The organism is Tessaracoccus palaemonis (assembly GCF_019316905.1).
In the GTDB taxonomy this organism is placed as follows: domain Bacteria; phylum Actinomycetota; class Actinomycetes; order Propionibacteriales; family Propionibacteriaceae; genus Arachnia; species Arachnia palaemonis.
The window spans coordinates 2,173,687-2,190,390 of sequence record NZ_CP079216.1; the positions used below are offsets into that span (position 1 = coordinate 2,173,687).

A 16,704-nucleotide genomic window follows, 5' to 3' on the forward strand; every position below is an offset into this window, starting at 1 on the left:
TCGGCGTCGTGGTCAAGGTCGAAGGTGCGCAGGCGCGACAGTCGAGGCGGGGCTCCCACCTGATGGTAGGGCTCCTCGCCGCGGCGGTTGCGACGTTCGGTGAGCTCTACGCCGTGCAGGGCGTGCTGACCGGGCTGGCCCGCGACTTCCGGCTCTCGTCGGCCGACTCCGCGCTGGCCGTCTCCGCGGGGACCACCGGGCTGGCCTGCGGGGTCTTCGGCTGGACGCTCGTCGCCGAGCGGATCGGGCGGCTGCAGGCGATGCGCGTCTCGGTCTTCGGGGCCGCGCTGCTCGGGATCCTCTCGTGCCTCGCGCCGTCGTTCGCCCTGCTCGTGGGCCTCCGCTTCACGACCGGCGCCCTCCTCGGCGGGGTGCCCGTGCTCGCCGTGGCCTACGTGTACGAGATCCTCGACGGCGCCCGCGCCGCGGCCGCTGCCACCGCCTACATCTCCGGCACGACGCTGGGCGGGGCCTCGGGCAGGCTCATCGCGGGACCGCTCGCCGGGCCGCTCGGCTGGCGCGGGGCGCTGCTGGTCGTCAGCGCGCTCTGTCTGCTCGCCGCCGTGGCGTTCGTCGCGCTGACCCCGCGGCCCGACGGCCGCCCCGCCCCCGCCGGCCGACAGTGGCCACGCATCGGGGACTGCCTGCGCTCCCGGGCGCTGCGACCGCTCTACCTCCAGGCACTCGTCCTGACCGGCTGCTTCGTCGCCGTCTACAACTTCCTCGCCTTCCGCCTCGAGGCGCCGCCGTACGGGCTCCCGTCCGCTCTGACCTCGCTCATCTTCGTTACCTACCTCTCCGGCACGGCCTCGTCGCGCCTGGCCGGCAGCTGGCTGACGCGCCATGGCGCGCGCCGCACGATGGTCGTCGGGCTGCTGACCATGGTGGTGGGCGTCGCGCTGCTGGCCGCAACTCCCCTGCCCGTGCTGATCGCCGGCCTCATCATCTTCACGGCCGGTTTCTTCCTCGCCCACGCGGCGGCCGTCGCCACCACGGGTGCCGTCTCGGACCCGATGCACCGTGGCCAGGCCAGCGCGCTGTACAACGTGCACTTCTACGTGGGCTCCGGCGTCGGCGGCTGGCTGCTCGGCTACGCCTTCGTCCTCGGGGGCTGGGGCACCATGTCCGCGGCGATCGTCGTCGCGCTCCTGGCGTTGGCGGCGGGCCACATGATGAGCGGTCGGGACCGACCAGTTGGGTAGAGTACGGCCCGTGACCGCAGTGCAGCCCGACGGACGACGACTGTTGAGGGTCGAGGCGAGGAACGCCGAGACGCCCATCGAACGCAAGCCCGGATGGATCAAGACGACCGCCAAGATGGGCCCGAACTACCGGGACCTGCAGCAGATCGTGACGACCGGCGACCTCCACACCGTGTGTCAGGAGGCCGGCTGCCCCAACATCTACGAGTGCTGGGAGGACCGCGAGTCCACCTTCCTCATCGGCGGCGACAAGTGCACCCGCCGCTGCGACTTCTGCCAGATCGAGTCCGCGAAGCCCGACGGCTATGATCCGGCCGAGCCGCTGCGGGTCGCCGCCTCCGTGAAGAAGATGGGGCTGCGCTACGCCACCGTCACCGGGGTCTGCCGCGACGACCTGCCCGACGAGGGCGCCTGGCTGTACGCCGAGACCATCCGGCAGATCCATGCCGTCAACCCCGGCGTGGGCGTCGAGATGCTCGCCCCGGACTTCACGGGCAGGCCCGAACTCCTCGACCAGCTGTTCGACGCGCGCCCCGAGGTGTTCGCGCACAACGTCGAGACGGTGCCGCGGATCTTCAAGAGGATCCGCCCCGGATTCCGCTACGAGCGATCGCTCGAGGTGCTGCGCATGTCGCGCGACGCCGGCCTCGTCACGAAGTCCAACCTCATCCTGGGCATGGGCGAGACCATGGACGAGGTCTCCGAGGCGCTGCGCGACCTGTTCGACGCGGGCACGGAGCTCATCACCATCACGCAGTACCTGCGCCCGAACGCCACCCTGCACCCCATCGACAGGTGGGTCACCCCCGACGAGTTCGAGGCCCTTGCGGAGGAGGCGCGCGGCATCGGATATTCTGGCGTGCTGTCCGGGCCGCTCGTCAGGTCGTCCTACCGTGCCGGCCGGCTGTACCGCACAGCCATGGACGCCCGCAGGAAGACCACGATGGAGACAGTGAATGGCTAAGAGCGAACGCGCCAAGGCTCTGGAGGCGAAGCAGAAGGCCGAGGCCAAGGCCGAGAAGCTGCGCAAGAAGAACTCCACGAACCCCGACGACTGGGGCCGGGTGCGCCAGATCGTCGAGACGTACAAGATGACGGCGCAGTACGACAAGCAGCTGCACTTCTGGACCATCGCCGGCCTGCTGATCCCGTTCATCGCGCTGCTCGCGCTGGGCTTCGTGCTCGGCTCCCCCATCATGTGGGGCATCACCGGCCTGCTGCTCGGTTTCCTCGCCGCCATGCTGCTCTTCTCGTGGCGCGCGCGCCGCGGCGTCTACGCGCGCTTCGAGGGTCAGCCCGGCTCTGCCCAGGTCGCGCTGCAGATGCTGCCGAAGAAGTGGCTCACCAAGCCCGCGATCGCCGCGTCCGGCACGCAGGAGCGCCCCCAGCTCGTGCACCGCGCGCTCGGCCCCGGCGGCCTGATCCTCGTCGGCGAGGGCGACGCCGGCAAGCTGAAGCCGCTGCTCGAGAAGGAGCGGAAGAAGCACGAGCAGGTCGCCTACGGCGTGGACGTCACGGTCCTCACGATGGGCAACGGCGCCGGCCAGGTGCCGCTCGACCAGCTCTCCAAGTACATCAAGAAGCTCCCGAAGCAGCTGACCGATGCGAAGATCCAGGAGGTCAACCAGCGCCTCAAGGCCCTGGATGCCCGCCCCAACATCCCCATCCCCAAGGGCTACATCAACCCGAAGGGCGCGCGCTCCGCGATGCGCGGCCGCTGACCGGTGGCCAACCTCGTCAACCTCGAATCCGTCACGCACGGATTCGGGACCCGCATCCTGCTCGATGACGTGTCGCTCGGCCTCGGTGCCGGCGACGTCATCGGCGTGGTCGGCCGCAACGGAGACGGTAAGACCACGCTGCTCAGGATCCTCACCGGCGACCTCGTCCCCGACGACGGCCGCGTCACCGTCGCCACCAACGCCTCCATCGGCGTCCTGACGCAGGCCACCACCGGTGACGACGCGCACACCGTGCGCGACTGGATCGTCGGCGGTGAGCCCGACCATGTGTGGGCGGCCCAGGCCGACAAGCGCGGCGTCGTCGAGGCGCTGTTGACCGACATCGACCTCGACCGCGAGCTGGGAACGTTGTCGGGCGGGGAACGGCGTCGGGTCGGCCTGGTCGCCGTGCTGCTCGGACACCACGACCTCGTCGTGCTCGACGAGCCCACGAACCACCTCGACGTCGAGGCCATCTCCTTCCTCGCCGGCTACCTCAGGGAGCGCACCCGGGCCGGGCTCGCGATGCTGGTCGTGAGCCACGACCGCTGGTTCCTCGACGAGGTGTGCACGCGCATCTGGGAGGTACATGACGGCGCCGTCGACTCCTACGACGGCGGCTACGCGGCCTTCGTGCTCGCGCGCGTCGAGCGGCACCGCATCGCCGCCACCACCGAGGCCCGCCGGAGGAACCTGGCCCGCAAGGAGCTGGCCTGGCTGCGCCGCGGCGCCCCGGCCCGCACGTCGAAGCCGAAGTTCCGCATCGACGCCGCGAACGAACTCATCGCCGACGAGCCGGACCCCCGCGACAAGCTGGAGCTGCAGCAGTTCTCCGTCACCCGGCTCGGCAAGGACGTCTTCGACCTGATCAACGTCGACTACGCCGTCGGCGGCCGGACGCTGCTGGAGCACCTGACGTGGTCCATCGGCCCCGGCGACCGCATCGGGCTGGTCGGCATCAACGGCGCGGGCAAGACCACATTGCTCGATCTGCTCGCCGACCGGCGCGAGCCGGGCAGCGGGAAGATCAAGCGCGGCCAGACGCTGCGGCTGGGCTACCTCTCCCAGACCGTCGGCGAGCTGGACGACTCCGACCGCGTGCTGCAGTCCGTGACACGCCTGAAGGAGCAGACGAAGCTCGCGACGGGGCGCGAGGCGAGCGCCTCCAACCTGCTCGAGGAGTTCGGCTTCACCGGCGACAAGCTCGTGGCCCGCATCGGCGACCTGTCGGGCGGCGAGCGCCGCAGGCTGCAGTTCCTCCGGCTCCTGCTCAGCGAGCCGAACGTGCTGATCCTCGACGAGCCGACCAACGACCTCGACATCGACACCCTGACCGTGATCGAGGACTACCTCGATTGCTGGCCCGGCACGCTGATCGTCGTCAGCCACGACCGCTACTTCCTGGAGCGCATCACGGACGTGACCTACGCGCTGATGGGCGACGGGTCGTGCGTCATGCTGCCGGGCGGGGTCGAGGAGTACCTCGACCGCCGGCACCGCGCCCAGGCCCTCGCCTCGGCCCCCACCTCCGCGGCCCCCGAGGCGCCGACCAGGTCGGACGCCGCGAAGGAACGCCAGCGGAAGAAGGACCTCACACGCATCGAGGGCCAGCTGGACAAGGTGGCCCGGGAGATCGAGAAGCTGCACGCCTCGATGGCGGACGCGGCGAGCGACTTCGAGAAGCTGGCTTCCCTGGACGAGAAGCTGCGCGCCGCGCAGGCACGCCAGGGCGAGCTGGAGGAGGCCTGGCTCGAGGCCGCCGAGTAGCCCCTCATCCGGCCGGTTCGGAACTTCGAGTTACGATATATCGGAAGTTGTCGTTCGACCTCGAGGAGCCTGCCATGGGCACGTCGTTTTCTTCAGAGCAGTGGGCCGCGGGCCTGCGGGAGGCGTTCACCGGAGCCTTCCAGCGACCGCACGCGCACGACGCGATGCCGCGGCGCCGCAGCCGGGGCGACGTGCGCACGGCCATCCTCGCGTTGCTCGCGGAGCAGCCGATGCACGGCTACCAGCTGATCCGCGAGATCGACCGCCGCACCGACGGGGCATGGCGGCCGAGCCCCGGGTCGGTCTACCCCACCCTGCAGCTGCTCACGGACGAGGGGCTCGTCAAGGTGACGGAGGACGGGGAGCGCAAGAGCTACTCGCTGACCGACGCCGGCCGCGAGGCCGCCCCCGGCGACGACACCCCGCTGCCCTGGGACGCCGCGCCCGCCGACGGGGACGCCTCCTCCGCGGCCACGACGCAGCTGCCGCAGGCCTGCGTCCAGCTCGCCCGGGCGTTCGCGCAGGTCGCGCACGACGGGTCAAACGACCAGGTCGCCCGCGCCGTCGAGATAGCCGAGGACGCCCGCCGCAGGCTCTACGCCATCCTGGCAGAGGGCTGAGCATGGCAGAGACCCCCACCGGCGTGCTCACGCCGAGGCTGGCCCGCGCCCGCTACCGCAGGATCGTGATCTTCGCGCTCCGCTTCATGGTCGTCGAGTGGTGGTACGGCATGGTCCTGCCGCGGCTCGGCCTGATCCGCGTGTCCCGGCGCGGCCGCACCGAGCGGTTCCGCCGCTTCGCGGCCCGCTTCCACGACCTCGCAATCGAGCTCGGCGGGCTGATGATCAAGGTCGGCCAGTTCATGAGCTCCCGCCTCGACATCCTGCCGCCCGAGGTCACCGACGAGCTGGCCGGCCTGCAGGACGAGGTGCCCGCCCTCGCCTTCCCCGCGATCCGCGAGATGGCCGAGGCCGAGCTGGGCATGCCGCTGGAGATGGCGTTCGCGTCCTTCGATGCTGAGCCGATCGCGGCTGCCTCCCTCGGCCAGGCCCACCGAGCCCGGCTGACCGGAGTGGTCGCCGCGGACGCCGGCTTCGCCGACGTCGTCGTGAAGGTGCAGCGCCCCGGCATCCGCGACATCGTCGAGGTCGACCTCGCCGCGCTGCGGAAGATCGCCGGCTGGGTCGCGCGGGTCAAGTCGATCGCCGCCAGGGTCGACGTGCCCGGCCTGGTCGAGGAGTTCGCCACCACGAGCCTGCAGGAGATCGACTACCTGCACGAGGCCGCCTCCGCGGAGCGGTTCGCCGAGGACTTCGAGGAGAACCCGCGCATCGGCGTGCCGCGCGTCGCCTGGGAGCGCACGACCAGGCAGGTGCTGGTCCTCGAGGACGTCACGGCCATCAAGGTCGGCGACCTCGACGCGATCCGGGCGGCGGGCATCGACCCGGCCGCCGTCGCCGACGAGCTGGCCAGCTCGACGTTCGCCCAGTTCTTCGAGCACGGCTTCTTCCACGCCGACCCGCACCCCGGCAACCTGTTCGTCACCCCCTCCACCGGCGACGACGACTGGCGCCTGACCTACGTCGACTTCGGCATGATGGGCGAGATCCCCGACACCCTGCGCGAGGGGCTGCGCGACCTGATCGTGGCCGTGGTCGCGCGCGACCCGAAGGGCTTCGTCGACGGCATCTCCGCCATCGGCGTGCTGCTCCCCTCGGCGGACACCGCGACGCTGGAGCGGGCGATGCGCGAGCTGTTCGACCGCTTCGGCGGCATGGCCGTCGGCGACCTCGGCAGCGTCGACCACTCCGAGATGGTGGACTTCGCCGACCGCTTCGGCGACACCCTGCGGGACCTGCCCGTGCAGCTCCCGGAGGACTTCCTGTTGATCGTGCGCGGCGTCTCGCTCGTCTCGGGCGTGTGCTCGGCGCTCAACCCCGAGTTCAACATGTGGGAGGCTGTCGAGCCGTTCGCCGCGACCCTGATGCGCGAGGAGGGCACCCGGACGCTGCAGGATCTGGGCGGGAAGCTGCTTGCCTCCGCCGGCACCATCGTCCGGCTGCCGCAGCGCATCGACGACGTGACCAGCCAGCTGGAGCAGGGCCGGCTCACGGTGAAGACGCCGGCGATCGACCGCCAGCTGAGGGCCCTGCAGCGCACGGCCACCAGGGTCGTCTCCGCCGTGATCTTCGCGGGCCTGCTGATCGGCGGCGCCGTGCTGCACGCCACGGAGCCGACCGTCGGAGTCGCTCTGATGGGCGGCTCCGCGCTGCCCCTGCTGCACGCCCTGCTGGCCGGGCGCCGGCCTCGTCGGCACGGCGCCCGGTAGCTCAGGGGGCCGCGGTCGCCCCCGTCAGAGGGGGCGAGTCGGCCAGCAGCCGGTTCTCGTCGTCGGTGAAGGCCCTGGCGCGTGACAGGAACCTCACCCCCTCGGGGGCCTCGAGGCTGAACCCCGCCCCTCGGCCCTTGACGACGTCGAGAATCAGCTGGGTGTGCTTCCAGAGCTCGAACTGGTCGCCGTTGATCCACACGCGCACCGAGGGGTGGGGCGCCGGCAGGTCGATCTCCCCGACGAGAACGTCGCGCTGCCCGATGCGGAACTCCCCCACCGGGTAGCACATCGGCGCCGACCCGTCACAGCACCCACCCGACTGATGGATCATGAGCCCACCGTTGGTGGCCGTCAGCCTGGCGAGGAGGTCGACGGCCGCCTCGGTGGCGACCACGCGGTCCGGAAGCGCGGTCATCTCAGAAGAAGCCCTTGGCGCTCTGCGCGTAGCCGACCAGCAGGTTCTTGGTCTGCTGGTAGTGCTCGAGCATCATGAGGTGCGTCTCGCGCCCGATGCCGGACTGCTTGTAGCCGCCGAAGGCCGCGTGGGCCGGGTAGTCGTGGTACGTGTTGGTCCACACGCGCCCCGCCTGGATCTCGCGCCCCGCCCGGTAGGCCGTGGCGCCGTCGCGGCTCCAGACGCCCGCCCCGAGACCGTAGAGGGTGTCGTTGGCGATCGAGATGGCGTCCGCGTAGTCCGAGAAGGTCGTCACCGCCAGCACCGGCCCGAAGATCTCCTCCTGGAAGATGCGCATCCGGTTGCGGCCCTCGAAGACGGTGGGCTGGATGTAGAAGCCGGTCGACAGGTCGCCGCCGAGGTCGGCCGGCTCGCCGCCGATCAGCACCTTGGCGCCCTCCTCCTTACCGATCCTCAGGTAGGAGGTGATCTTCTCGAACTGGTCGTTGGATGCCTGGGCTCCCATCTGCGTGTCGGTGTCGAGCGGGTTGCCCTGCCGGATGCGGCTGACGCGGTCGATGGCCTTGGCCATGAAGTCGTCGTAGATGTTCTCCTGGATCAGCGCGCGGCTGGGGCAGGTGCAGACCTCGCCCTGGTTGAAGGCGAACATCGTGAACCCCTCGAGCGCGCGGTCGAGGAACCCGTCGTCGGCGGCGAGCACGTCGGAGAAGAAGATGTTGGGCGACTTGCCGCCCAGCTCGAGGGTGACGGGGATCAGGTTCTCCGAGGCGTACTGCATGATGAGGCGGCCGGTGGTGGTCTCGCCCGTGAACGCGATCTTGCGGACCCGGTTGCTGGAGGCCAGCGGCTTGCCCGCCTCCACGCCGAACCCGTTGACGATGTTGACGACGCCGGGTGGCAGCAGGTCGGAGATCAGCGACATCAGGTAGAGGATCGACGCCGGGGTCTGCTCGGCGGGCTTCAGCACGACGGCGTTGCCGGCGGCCAGCGCCGGGGCGAGCTTCCACACCGCCATCAGGATGGGGAAGTTCCACGGGATGATCTGGCCGACGACGCCCAGCGGCTCGTGGAAGTGGTAGGCGACGGTGTCTTCGTCGACCTCGGAGATGGCACCCTCCTGCGCGCGCAGGGCCCCGGCGAAGTAGCGGAAGTGGTCGATCGCGAGCGGGATGTCGGCGGCCAGCGTCTCGCGGACGGCCTTGCCGTTGTCCCAGGTCTCGGCGACGGCGATCTTCTCGAGGTGCTCCTCCATGCGGTCCGCGATCCGCAGCAGCGCCAGGGCACGGTCGGCGGGCGGGGTCTTCCCCCAGGCGGGGGCCGCAGCGTGCGCGGCGTCGAGCGCGAGCTCGATGTCCTCGGCGGTGGAGCGCGCCACCTCGCAGAACGTCTTCCCGTCGACCGGAGACGGGTTCTCGAAGTACTGCCCCCTGACCGGCGGCACCCACTCACCCCCGATCCAGTTCTCGTAGCGGGACTCGTAGGCCATGACGGACCCGTCGGTGCCGGGCTTCGCGTAGACGGTCATAGGGGTTCCCCTTCAGCTGTCAGCCTCGTCGTTGAGGCGGTTGACACGGCGGCCACGTCGGTGTGGGCCATGTGATCGGCAAGCATAGGAGCCGACGGGGCCGCTGACCCGGACCTGTTGACGGGGCGTCAGGTTAGGTAAGCCTCAGCGAAGCCGGGGAGTCTAGCACCCGTCGTTCCCGATATATCGCGGGGGGTCGCGACAGGGTGTCGACAACCTGCGTGTAGCGTTCCGGACGCCGGATATCCCCGCTCCGACAGGAGGCCACATGAGCCGCGACACGGCACCGAAGAAGGCGAAAGCCCCCCTGCATCCGCAGGTGAAGGCCGCCACCCCGTCCTGGATGGGACGCGTCAGCGTCGGCCTCGCCTGGGGCGGCGCCGCGGCCACCTCCGTCCTGTTCATCCGCGCCGGGATCATCCTCGACCGGGGCGTCGTGGCACCGGACGTCACGCTGCTCGTCGTCTGCGCCGTGGTCGCGGCCGCCTGCTCCGCCGGCTCGTCGTGGTTCGCGCAGTGGGCCGGGGCCACCGCCGAGCGCACGCTGCGGCAGCGACTCGTCGCGGCCGCCTTCGGCTCGGGTGTCGCCGGCACCGCCGGCCGGTCAGGCAGGCTGCTGTCGTCGGCCACCGGCGGCGTCGAGCGGACCGCGCACTACCGAGCGGGCTTCCTCGGCCCCATCACGGGCGCGCTGACCACCCCGTTCCTGGTGCTCGCCGTCATGGCAGTGGGCGTCAGCCCCGCCGTCGCGGGCTGGCTCGCCCTGCTCGTCCTTCTTGTTCCTGTGCTGATCGGCGCGTTCCAGCGCTTCGTCCGCCCGCTGGGCGCCGAGTACGGCCGCTCGCTCGGCGCGCTGACAGCGTCCTTCCTCGAGGCCATCCAGGCCCTCGAGACGCTCGTGCTGGCCCGCGCTGCCGGCCGCGTCGCCGACGACCTCGCGGAGCGCGGGGAGCAGCACCGCACCAGGATCATGAAGCTCCTGGCCGGCAACCAGCTGATCATCCTGATCGTCGACGGCGCATTCTCCCTGACGGTGATCGTCGCCGCGGCCGGAATGTCGATCGCCCGGATCCAGGACGGCGCCATGACGTTCGGCCAGGGTGTTGCCATCGTGCTCATGTCGCTGCTGGTCACAGGCCCCGTCGACATGGTCGGCCAGTTCCTCTACATCGGCATCGGCGGCCGCGCGGCCCAGAGCCAGCTCAGCGCCCAGCTCGCCGCGCACGAGGCGGCCGCCCCCGCGGCCGGCACTGTCCGCGCCGCCGACGCCCTCCCCGGCTCGCTGGTGCTCGACGGCCTGACGTGCGGCTGGCCCGGCGGCCCCGACGTGCTGACCGACCTCAGCTTCACCGTCGCCCCGGGTGAGCGCGTGGCGCTGGTCGGCCCCAGCGGCGTCGGCAAGTCCACCGCGGGCGCCGCCATCCAGGCCCACCTCCTGCCCACCTCCGGCCGCGTGATCGTCGACGGATACGACACCGCGACGACCGACGCGGCCACCGTCCGCGCCTCGCTGGCCGTGGTCGAGCAGCGCACGTTCCTGTTCCTCGGGTCCATCGCGGACAACCTCCGCCTCGCGAAGCCGGGCGCGACCGACGACGACCTGTGGCGCGTCCTCGAGCTGGCCGGGCTGGGCGACGAGGTCGCTGCCATGGAGCGCGGCCTCGACACCCCCGTCGGCGAGCACGGCATGCTGCTGTCCGGCGGTCAGGCGCAGCGCCTGTCGATCGCGCGTGCCTGGCTGCGCGACGCGCCGATCCTGCTGCTCGACGAACCGACCTCCCAGGTGGACCTGGCGGGCGAGGCCGCGATCCTCGAGGCCCTCGACCGGCTGGCCGAGGGCCGCACGGTCCTCATGATCGCGCACCGCCCCGGGGCCATCCTGGCCGCCGACCGCACCGTCAGCCTCCGCCCCGCCGTCAGCTCCCAGAAGGGCATGCGGTGAACCGCCTCGACCTGACCCGTTGGCTCGTGCACCACACGCGCCAGTTCCTCCCCACCCTGACCCTCGCGGTGCTGGCCCGCCTCGCCGGGCAGCTGCTCGGCGTCGCGCTGCTGGTGGTGGCCGTGGACCGCCTCGGCCGCGCCGCCGCCGGCGAGGACGTCTCCGTCTGGGGCTCCGTCGGTGTGCTCGCCGCCATCGCGATCCTCAAGGCCGTCCTGCGCTACGCCGAGCACTACGCCGGCCACTGGGTGGCCTTCACCGCGCTGCAGCACCTGCGCAACCTGTTCTTCCACCGCCTCGTGCCGCAGGCCCCCGCCGCCACCCGCGGCCGCGCCGGCGCCGAGCTGACCGAGCGCGCCACCCGGGACATCGATCGCATCGAGGTCTTCTTCGCGCACACGCTGCCCCCGGCGATCTCGTCGGTCCTGGTGCCGGCCACGGCGCTGATCTGGCTCGGCGCGGCCGTCGACTCGCGGCTGGCGCTGATCGTGGCCCCGCTGGTGGTGCTCGGCGTCGTCGTCGCACCCTGGCTGGCCGGGAGGTCGACCTGGCGGGCGGCCGGTCGCGTCGCGAAGGGTCGAGGCGACATCGCCGCCCACCTCGGCGACGACTTCCAGGGCCTGCGCGAGATCCTCGCGTTCGGCCAGGCGGGGCAGCGCCTCGCCGGCCTCGATGCCGCCGACGCGGAGCTCACGAAGGCCCGCAGCGGCTCCGGCCGCGTGCAGGGCGCCCGCGCCGCCGTCGGCACCGTGCTGCAGCTCGGCGCGATCGTCATGCCGCTGATCGTCGGCAGCGCCATCGGCGCCACCGCCATCGACATCGCCGTGACCCTGGCGGTGGCCGTGGCGCTGTGGAAGCCCGCGCAGGGCATCGACGACTTCGTCACGGGCCTCGACGCCTCGTTCGCGGCCGCCGAGCGAGTCCGCCGCATCGTCGACGGCGTCCCGACCGTGCAGGAGCCGACGGCGCCCGGCGCCCTCCCCGCCGACGCGTCCGTCACCCTCGAGGATGTCACGATGCGCTATCCCGGAGCCGAGCGCCCAGCACTCGATGCGGTGAGCGTGTCGTTCCCCGCCCGACGCTGGTCGCGCCTGGTCGGCATCTCCGGCAGCGGCAAGTCGACGCTGGCCAGCCTGATCCCCCGCGGCTTCGATCCCGCCTCCGGCACCGTGCGGATCGGCGGGGTGGACGTCCGCGGGCTGCCGCTCGACGAGCTGCGCCGACGCGTGGCGCTCGTGTCTCAGCGGCCCACGATGCTGAAGGGCACCCTGGGCGACAACCTGCGCCTCGGCCGCCCCGACGCCACCGACCTCGAGCTGGTGGAGGCGATGCGCACGGTCGCCCTCGACGGCTGGCTCGCCGGGCTGCCCCAGGGCCTCGACACCCCGATCGGCGAGCGTGGCACCACCGTCTCCGGCGGCCAGCTGCAGCGAGTCGCCCTCGCCCGCGCACTGGTGTCCCGCCCGGACGCCCTGATCCTGGACGAGGCACTCAGCCAGCTCGACGCCGACACTGCGCGCGAGGTGTGCGCCCGGCTCGCGGCGTTCGACGACGAGCTCACTGTGATCGAGATCACGCACCGCGCCGACCTCGTGCCGGACGACGGGTTCGTCACCGTCCTGGATGAGGGGCGCGTCGTCGAGGCGGGTACCGCGGGTGAGCTGCGCGCCGGCCGTGGCGCGTTCGCCCGCCTGGAGGCGCGCGTCGCCTGAGCCGCTACTGGCGGTCGTCGGGGTGCGTGCCCGTGCGCTGCCCCGTCTCGAGCCGGGCGATGGTGGACATGTCCTCCTCGCTCAGCTCGAAGCCGTCCACGTCGTTGTTCTGGCGAAGCCTCTCGGGGTGCGTCGACTTGGGGATGAGCGCGCTGCCGAGTTGCAGGTGCCAGCGGATGATGACCTGCGCGACGGTGACGTCGAGCCGCTCCGCGATGGCCGCCAGCGTCGGGTCCTGCAGCACCCGGCCCCGGCCGAGCGGGCTCCAGGCCTGGGTGACGATGCCGTGGGCGGCGTGGAAGGCGCGTAGGTCGTGCTGGGGCAGCCACGGGTGCGACTCCACCTGGTTGACGGCCGGGGTGACGCCCGTCTCGTCGATCAGGCGCTGCACATGGGCCTCCGTGAAGTTGGAGACGCCGATGGTGGTGACGCGGCCCGCGTCGCGCAGCTCGATGAGCGTGCGCCAGACGTCGACGTACTGGTTCCGGGCCGGGCGAGGCCAGTGGATCATGTAGATGTCGATGTGGGTGTCGAGGGCCTTCTCGGACGCGTCGAAGGAGCGCAACACGGCGTCGCGCGACTGGCTCTCCTCCCCCCAGAACTTGCTGGTGACGCGTAGCGCGTCGCGGTCGACGTGCTTCAGCGCGCGGCCGACCTCCTCCTCGTTGCCGTAGAACTCGGCCCCGTCGACCAGCCGGTAGCCGGCGGCCACACCGTCGGCGATGACCTGTTCCGTGAGCTCCGCAGGCACCTTGTACAGGCCGAAGCCCAGCGCGGGGAGTGTCGTCGCATCGTTGAGCGTGAAGTCAGCTGGCATGTGGCCATCCTGCCACCCGCCTGGCGTCCGCCGACTGTCGGTCCCCGGCCGTAGGGTCGTCGGCATGTACCGCACCCTCGCCGTCTCCGGCTACCGCTCGCTCCGCGACGTCTCCGTGAAGCTGGGGCGCGTCACCGTGGTGACCGGGCCGAACGGGGCGGGCAAGTCGAGCCTGTACCGGGCGCTGCGCCTGCTCGCCGGGTGCGCGCTGGGCGACGCGATCGGGTCGCTGGCCCGCGAGGGCGGGCTCTGCTCCGTCCTGTGGGCGGGGCCGGAGTCGCTCGCCGGGGCCAGGCGCACGGGAGTGACGCAGGGCACGACGCGGTCCGGACCCGTCTCGCTCCGGCTCGGGATCGGCGCCGACGGTTACTCGTATCTGATCGACCTCGGGCTCCCCCAGCCGCTGACCTCCGCGTTCGAGCGCGACCCGGAGATCAAGCGCGAGGCCGCCTGGGCCGGGCCCGTGATGCGGGCCTCCACGATGCTTGCCCGGCGGAAGGGGCCCCGGATCGAGGTCCGCGACGAGGGGCCGTGGGAGGAGCTGGGGCTGCGGCTTCCGTCACACGCGTCGATGCTGGCCGACGTGCCCGAGCTGCGCGCCCTGCGCGACGACCTGGCCGCGTGGCGCTTCTACGACGCGCTGCGCATCGACGCGGCCGCGCCGGCGCGGCAGCCGCAGGTCGGCACCCGCACGTGGGCGCTGGCCCCCGACGGCGCCGACGTCGCGGCCGCCCTGCAGACCATCCGCGAGCGCGGGAAGGCCCCGCTCGCGGAGGCCGTCGCCGATGCCTTCCCCGGGTCGACGCTCAGCATCCACGTCTCCGACGGGGTTTTCGACCTCGCGATGCAGCAGCCCGGGATGCTCCGCCCGCTGCGCGCCGCCGAGCTGTCCGACGGGACCCTGCGCTACCTCATGCACCTGGCCGCGCTCTACTCCCCCGCGCCGCCGCCGCTCATGGCGCTCAACGAGCCGGAGACGAGCCTTCACCCGTCGCTGATCGCGCCGCTGGCGAGGCTCATCGCCGCGGCGCCGACGCAGGTCGTGGTGGTGACGCACTCGGCCGAGCTGCTCGAGCGGCTCACCGACGAGGTGCCGGAGGGCGACCTGGAGCTCGTCGAGCTCGGTAAGGACCTCGGCGAGACCGTCGTCGGCGGCCAGGGGCTGCTCAGCCGACCCGCGTGGGAGTGGGGCCGCCGGTGATCGTCAGCGGCGGTTGACGACGACGGTGCCGAGCACCAGGTCGGTGATCGCGCGGCGCTCCGCCCCGACCACGAGCGCCGGGATGACGAGGCACTTCAGCGCGGTGCGGACGATGGGGCGCCACCAGCCGAGCGGCGAGCCGTCGACGCGGACGATGCCGATGCGCGCGATCAGCTGCCCGAAGGACCCGCCGGCGAAGATCGTGAGCAGGCTTGCCTGGACGAAGTAGACGGCCAGGATCATGAACGACTTCCAGCCCGAGCCGGTCATCACGTCCATGCCGAACAGCGCGATCGCGACGACCATGCTGGCGGCCCAGTCGCCGATCATCGCGCCGACGCGGGCGAGCCAGGATGCGAGCGACCCGCGGCCGGCCTGCGGGAGTCCGAGCGACTCGCCGGGGTAGAGGTCGTGGTCCTCGTGCGTCTGGGTCACGCGGCGAGCCTACCAGCGGCCCGATTTCATCGATGCCGCCTGGATGGTGCATGATGCCAGGGTGATTCTCCTTCTCGTCGGAAGGCCGTGGGTCGATCTTCGTCGCCAGGCCAGCGCCACCTGTTGTCGCTGAGCCGTTTCCTCGACCCCTCACACTTTTTCCTTTTCGACGCCTTAGGACATCCATGTCTTCAACCACCCTCGGCGCTTCCGCCGCGCTCTCATCCGAGCAGTCGCCGCGAAAGAAGCCCTTCTACACCGGCCTCGCGTTCCAGATCGTCGCCGGCCTGGTCGTCGGCCTGATCCTCGGCCTCATCGCCGTGGCGATCGGCCCCGTCTCCGAGGACCAGCCCAACTGGCTGACCGGCCTTCTGACCCAGGTCGGCAGCGCCTACGTCAAGCTCCTGACCGTCCTTGTCATCCCGCTGGTGGTCACCGCCGTCATCTCGTCGGTCGCCCGGCTGCGCGAGGTCACCAACGCGGCCCGCCTCGCCGTGCAGACCCTGATCTGGTTCGCCATCACCGCGCTGGCCTCCGTCATCGTCGGCATCGTCGTCGGGCTGGTGTCCAGCCCGTGGCTCACCGCCGGCGTCTCCGGCGACGCGGCCGCCGAGCCCAGTCGCGTCGGCGACTGGACCGCGTTCCTCACCGGGCTCGTGCCGTCGAACATCTTCGGCCTGTCCGTGAACGTCACCGACACCGGCGACGCCGTCACCGCCTCCCCCAGCTTCTCGATCCTGCAGATCCTGCTGATCTCTATCGCGCTCGGCATCGCGGCGCTGAAGGTCGGCGCCAGGGCCGACGCGTTCGTCTCCTTCGCCGAGTCCGCGCTCGCCGTCGTGCAGAAGGTGCTGTGGTGGATCATCCGGCTGGCCCCCATCGGCACCGCCGCCCTGATCGGCAAGGCCGTCGTCACGTACGGCTGGAGCTCGCTCGCCTCGCTGGGCGTGTTCGTCGTCGCCCTCTACATCGGCCTGCTGATCGTCCTGCTGGTGGTCTACCCGATCGTCCTGCGGAGCAACGGGCTCGGCATCGGGCAGTTCTTCCGCAACGTCTGGCCCGTCACGTCTCTCGGCTTCATCACCCGCTCGTCCATGGGCGTGATGCCCGTCACGCAGCAGGTGACGGAGCGCAACCTCGGCGTGCCGCGTGAGTACTCGTCGTTCGCCGTGCCGCTGGGCGCGACCACGAAGATGGACGGCTGCGCCGCGGTCTACCCCGCGCTGGCCGCGATCTTCATCGCACAGTTCTACGGCGTGCACCTGAACCTGACGCACTACCTGCTGATCGCGTTCGTCGCCGTCATCGGGTCCGCCGCCACCGCGGGCACCACCGGCGCGACGGTGATGCTGACGCTGACGCTGTCCACGCTCGGCCTGCCGCTGGCGGGCGTCGGCCTGCTGCTGGCCGTCGAGCCGATCGTCGACATGGGCCGCACCGCGCTGAACGTGACCGGCCAGGCGCTCGTTCCGACGATCGTCGCCAAGCGGGAAGGCATCCTGAACGAGACGGTCTACGACGCCGACCCGTCGTTCAACGGGGTCTCCGTCTGACGCGCATCCACCGTCACCCGCGCCGTCGGCCCGATCTGGGCCGGCGGCGCGGCCGCGTTCGGGGCACAGCCTGACACAGGGA

Annotated in this window: 14 protein-coding genes; 10 read left to right on the plus strand and 4 right to left on the minus strand. The window is 71.5% G+C overall.

All coding sequences use genetic code 11. The features are described 5' to 3' along the window. Positions 1 to 8: 8 nt before the first annotated feature. From KDB89_RS09855 to KDB89_RS09880, 6 genes are all read left to right on the plus strand, one after another. Positions 9 to 1,202 carry an MFS transporter gene (locus KDB89_RS09855; protein WP_219080625.1) on the plus strand — a complete coding sequence of 398 codons (1,194 nt, stop codon included), beginning with the start codon at positions 9 to 11 and terminating at the stop codon, positions 1,200 to 1,202. Positions 1,203 to 1,212: 10 nt separating this feature from the next. Beyond that, positions 1,213 to 2,166, plus strand: coding sequence for a lipoyl synthase (locus KDB89_RS09860; protein ID WP_219080627.1), 954 nt, complete (start codon positions 1,213 to 1,215; stop codon positions 2,164 to 2,166). Further along, the gene (locus KDB89_RS09865; protein WP_219080629.1) at positions 2,159 to 2,923 is read left to right on the plus strand and encodes a DUF4191 domain-containing protein; all 765 of its coding nucleotides are present in this window, start codon (positions 2,159 to 2,161) and stop codon (positions 2,921 to 2,923) included. The genes KDB89_RS09860 and KDB89_RS09865 overlap by 8 nt, the downstream gene beginning before the upstream one ends. Positions 2,924 to 2,926: 3 nt before the next feature. Then, positions 2,927 to 4,690: an ABC-F family ATP-binding cassette domain-containing protein gene (locus tag KDB89_RS09870; RefSeq protein WP_219080631.1), complete on the plus strand. Its 1,764-nt coding sequence runs from the start codon at positions 2,927 to 2,929 to the stop codon at positions 4,688 to 4,690. A 74-nt stretch (positions 4,691 to 4,764) separates the two neighbouring features. Then, on the plus strand, positions 4,765 to 5,310 hold the full coding sequence (locus KDB89_RS09875; protein ID WP_219080633.1) for a PadR family transcriptional regulator: 546 nt from the start codon (positions 4,765 to 4,767) through the stop codon (positions 5,308 to 5,310). Between the two features lie 2 nt (positions 5,311 to 5,312). Beyond that, positions 5,313 to 7,019, plus strand: a complete 1,707-nt coding sequence (locus KDB89_RS09880) for an ABC1 kinase family protein (protein ID WP_219080635.1) — start codon at positions 5,313 to 5,315, stop codon at positions 7,017 to 7,019. A gap of 1 nt (position 7,020) precedes the next feature. Here the strand turns inward: KDB89_RS09880 and KDB89_RS09885 are convergent, their stop codons facing one another. Beyond that, positions 7,021 to 7,437: a DUF779 domain-containing protein gene (locus KDB89_RS09885; protein ID WP_219080637.1), complete on the minus strand. Its 417-nt coding sequence runs from the start codon at positions 7,435 to 7,437 to the stop codon at positions 7,021 to 7,023. 1 nt (position 7,438) lies between these two features. Continuing rightward, the gene (gene exaC, locus KDB89_RS09890; RefSeq protein ID WP_219080639.1) at positions 7,439 to 8,962 is read right to left on the minus strand and encodes an acetaldehyde dehydrogenase ExaC; all 1,524 of its coding nucleotides are present in this window, start codon (positions 8,960 to 8,962) and stop codon (positions 7,439 to 7,441) included. 268 nt (positions 8,963 to 9,230) lie between these two features. Here exaC and KDB89_RS09895 point away from each other — a divergent pair, with 268 nt between their 5' ends. Further along, positions 9,231 to 10,904 (plus strand): ATP-binding cassette domain-containing protein, encoded by a 1,674-nt coding sequence (locus KDB89_RS09895; RefSeq protein WP_219080641.1) that lies wholly within the window; start codon positions 9,231 to 9,233, stop codon positions 10,902 to 10,904. Then, positions 10,901 to 12,616, plus strand: a complete 1,716-nt coding sequence (locus tag KDB89_RS09900) for an amino acid ABC transporter ATP-binding/permease protein (protein ID WP_219080643.1) — start codon at positions 10,901 to 10,903, stop codon at positions 12,614 to 12,616. Before KDB89_RS09895 ends, KDB89_RS09900 begins: the two co-directional genes overlap by 4 nt. Before the next feature lie 4 nt (positions 12,617 to 12,620). Here the strand turns inward: KDB89_RS09900 and KDB89_RS09905 are convergent, their stop codons facing one another. Then, on the minus strand, positions 12,621 to 13,433 hold the full coding sequence (locus tag KDB89_RS09905) for an aldo/keto reductase (protein ID WP_219080645.1): 813 nt from the start codon (positions 13,431 to 13,433) through the stop codon (positions 12,621 to 12,623). 64 nt (positions 13,434 to 13,497) lie between these two features. Here KDB89_RS09905 and KDB89_RS09910 point away from each other — a divergent pair, with 64 nt between their 5' ends. Then, complete coding sequence (locus KDB89_RS09910; protein WP_219080647.1) at positions 13,498 to 14,634, plus strand: AAA family ATPase; 1,137 nt, start codon at positions 13,498 to 13,500, stop codon at positions 14,632 to 14,634. Between the two features lie 3 nt (positions 14,635 to 14,637). On the opposite strand, the gene KDB89_RS09915 is transcribed toward KDB89_RS09910, so the two are convergent. After that, on the minus strand, positions 14,638 to 15,069 hold the full coding sequence (locus tag KDB89_RS09915) for an RDD family protein (RefSeq protein WP_255555873.1): 432 nt from the start codon (positions 15,067 to 15,069) through the stop codon (positions 14,638 to 14,640). A 185-nt stretch (positions 15,070 to 15,254) separates the two neighbouring features. Between KDB89_RS09915 and KDB89_RS09920 the strand changes: the two genes are divergently transcribed. Then, the gene (locus tag KDB89_RS09920; RefSeq protein ID WP_219080649.1) at positions 15,255 to 16,622 is read left to right on the plus strand and encodes a dicarboxylate/amino acid:cation symporter; all 1,368 of its coding nucleotides are present in this window, start codon (positions 15,255 to 15,257) and stop codon (positions 16,620 to 16,622) included. The last annotated feature ends 82 nt before the right edge of the window (positions 16,623 to 16,704 follow it).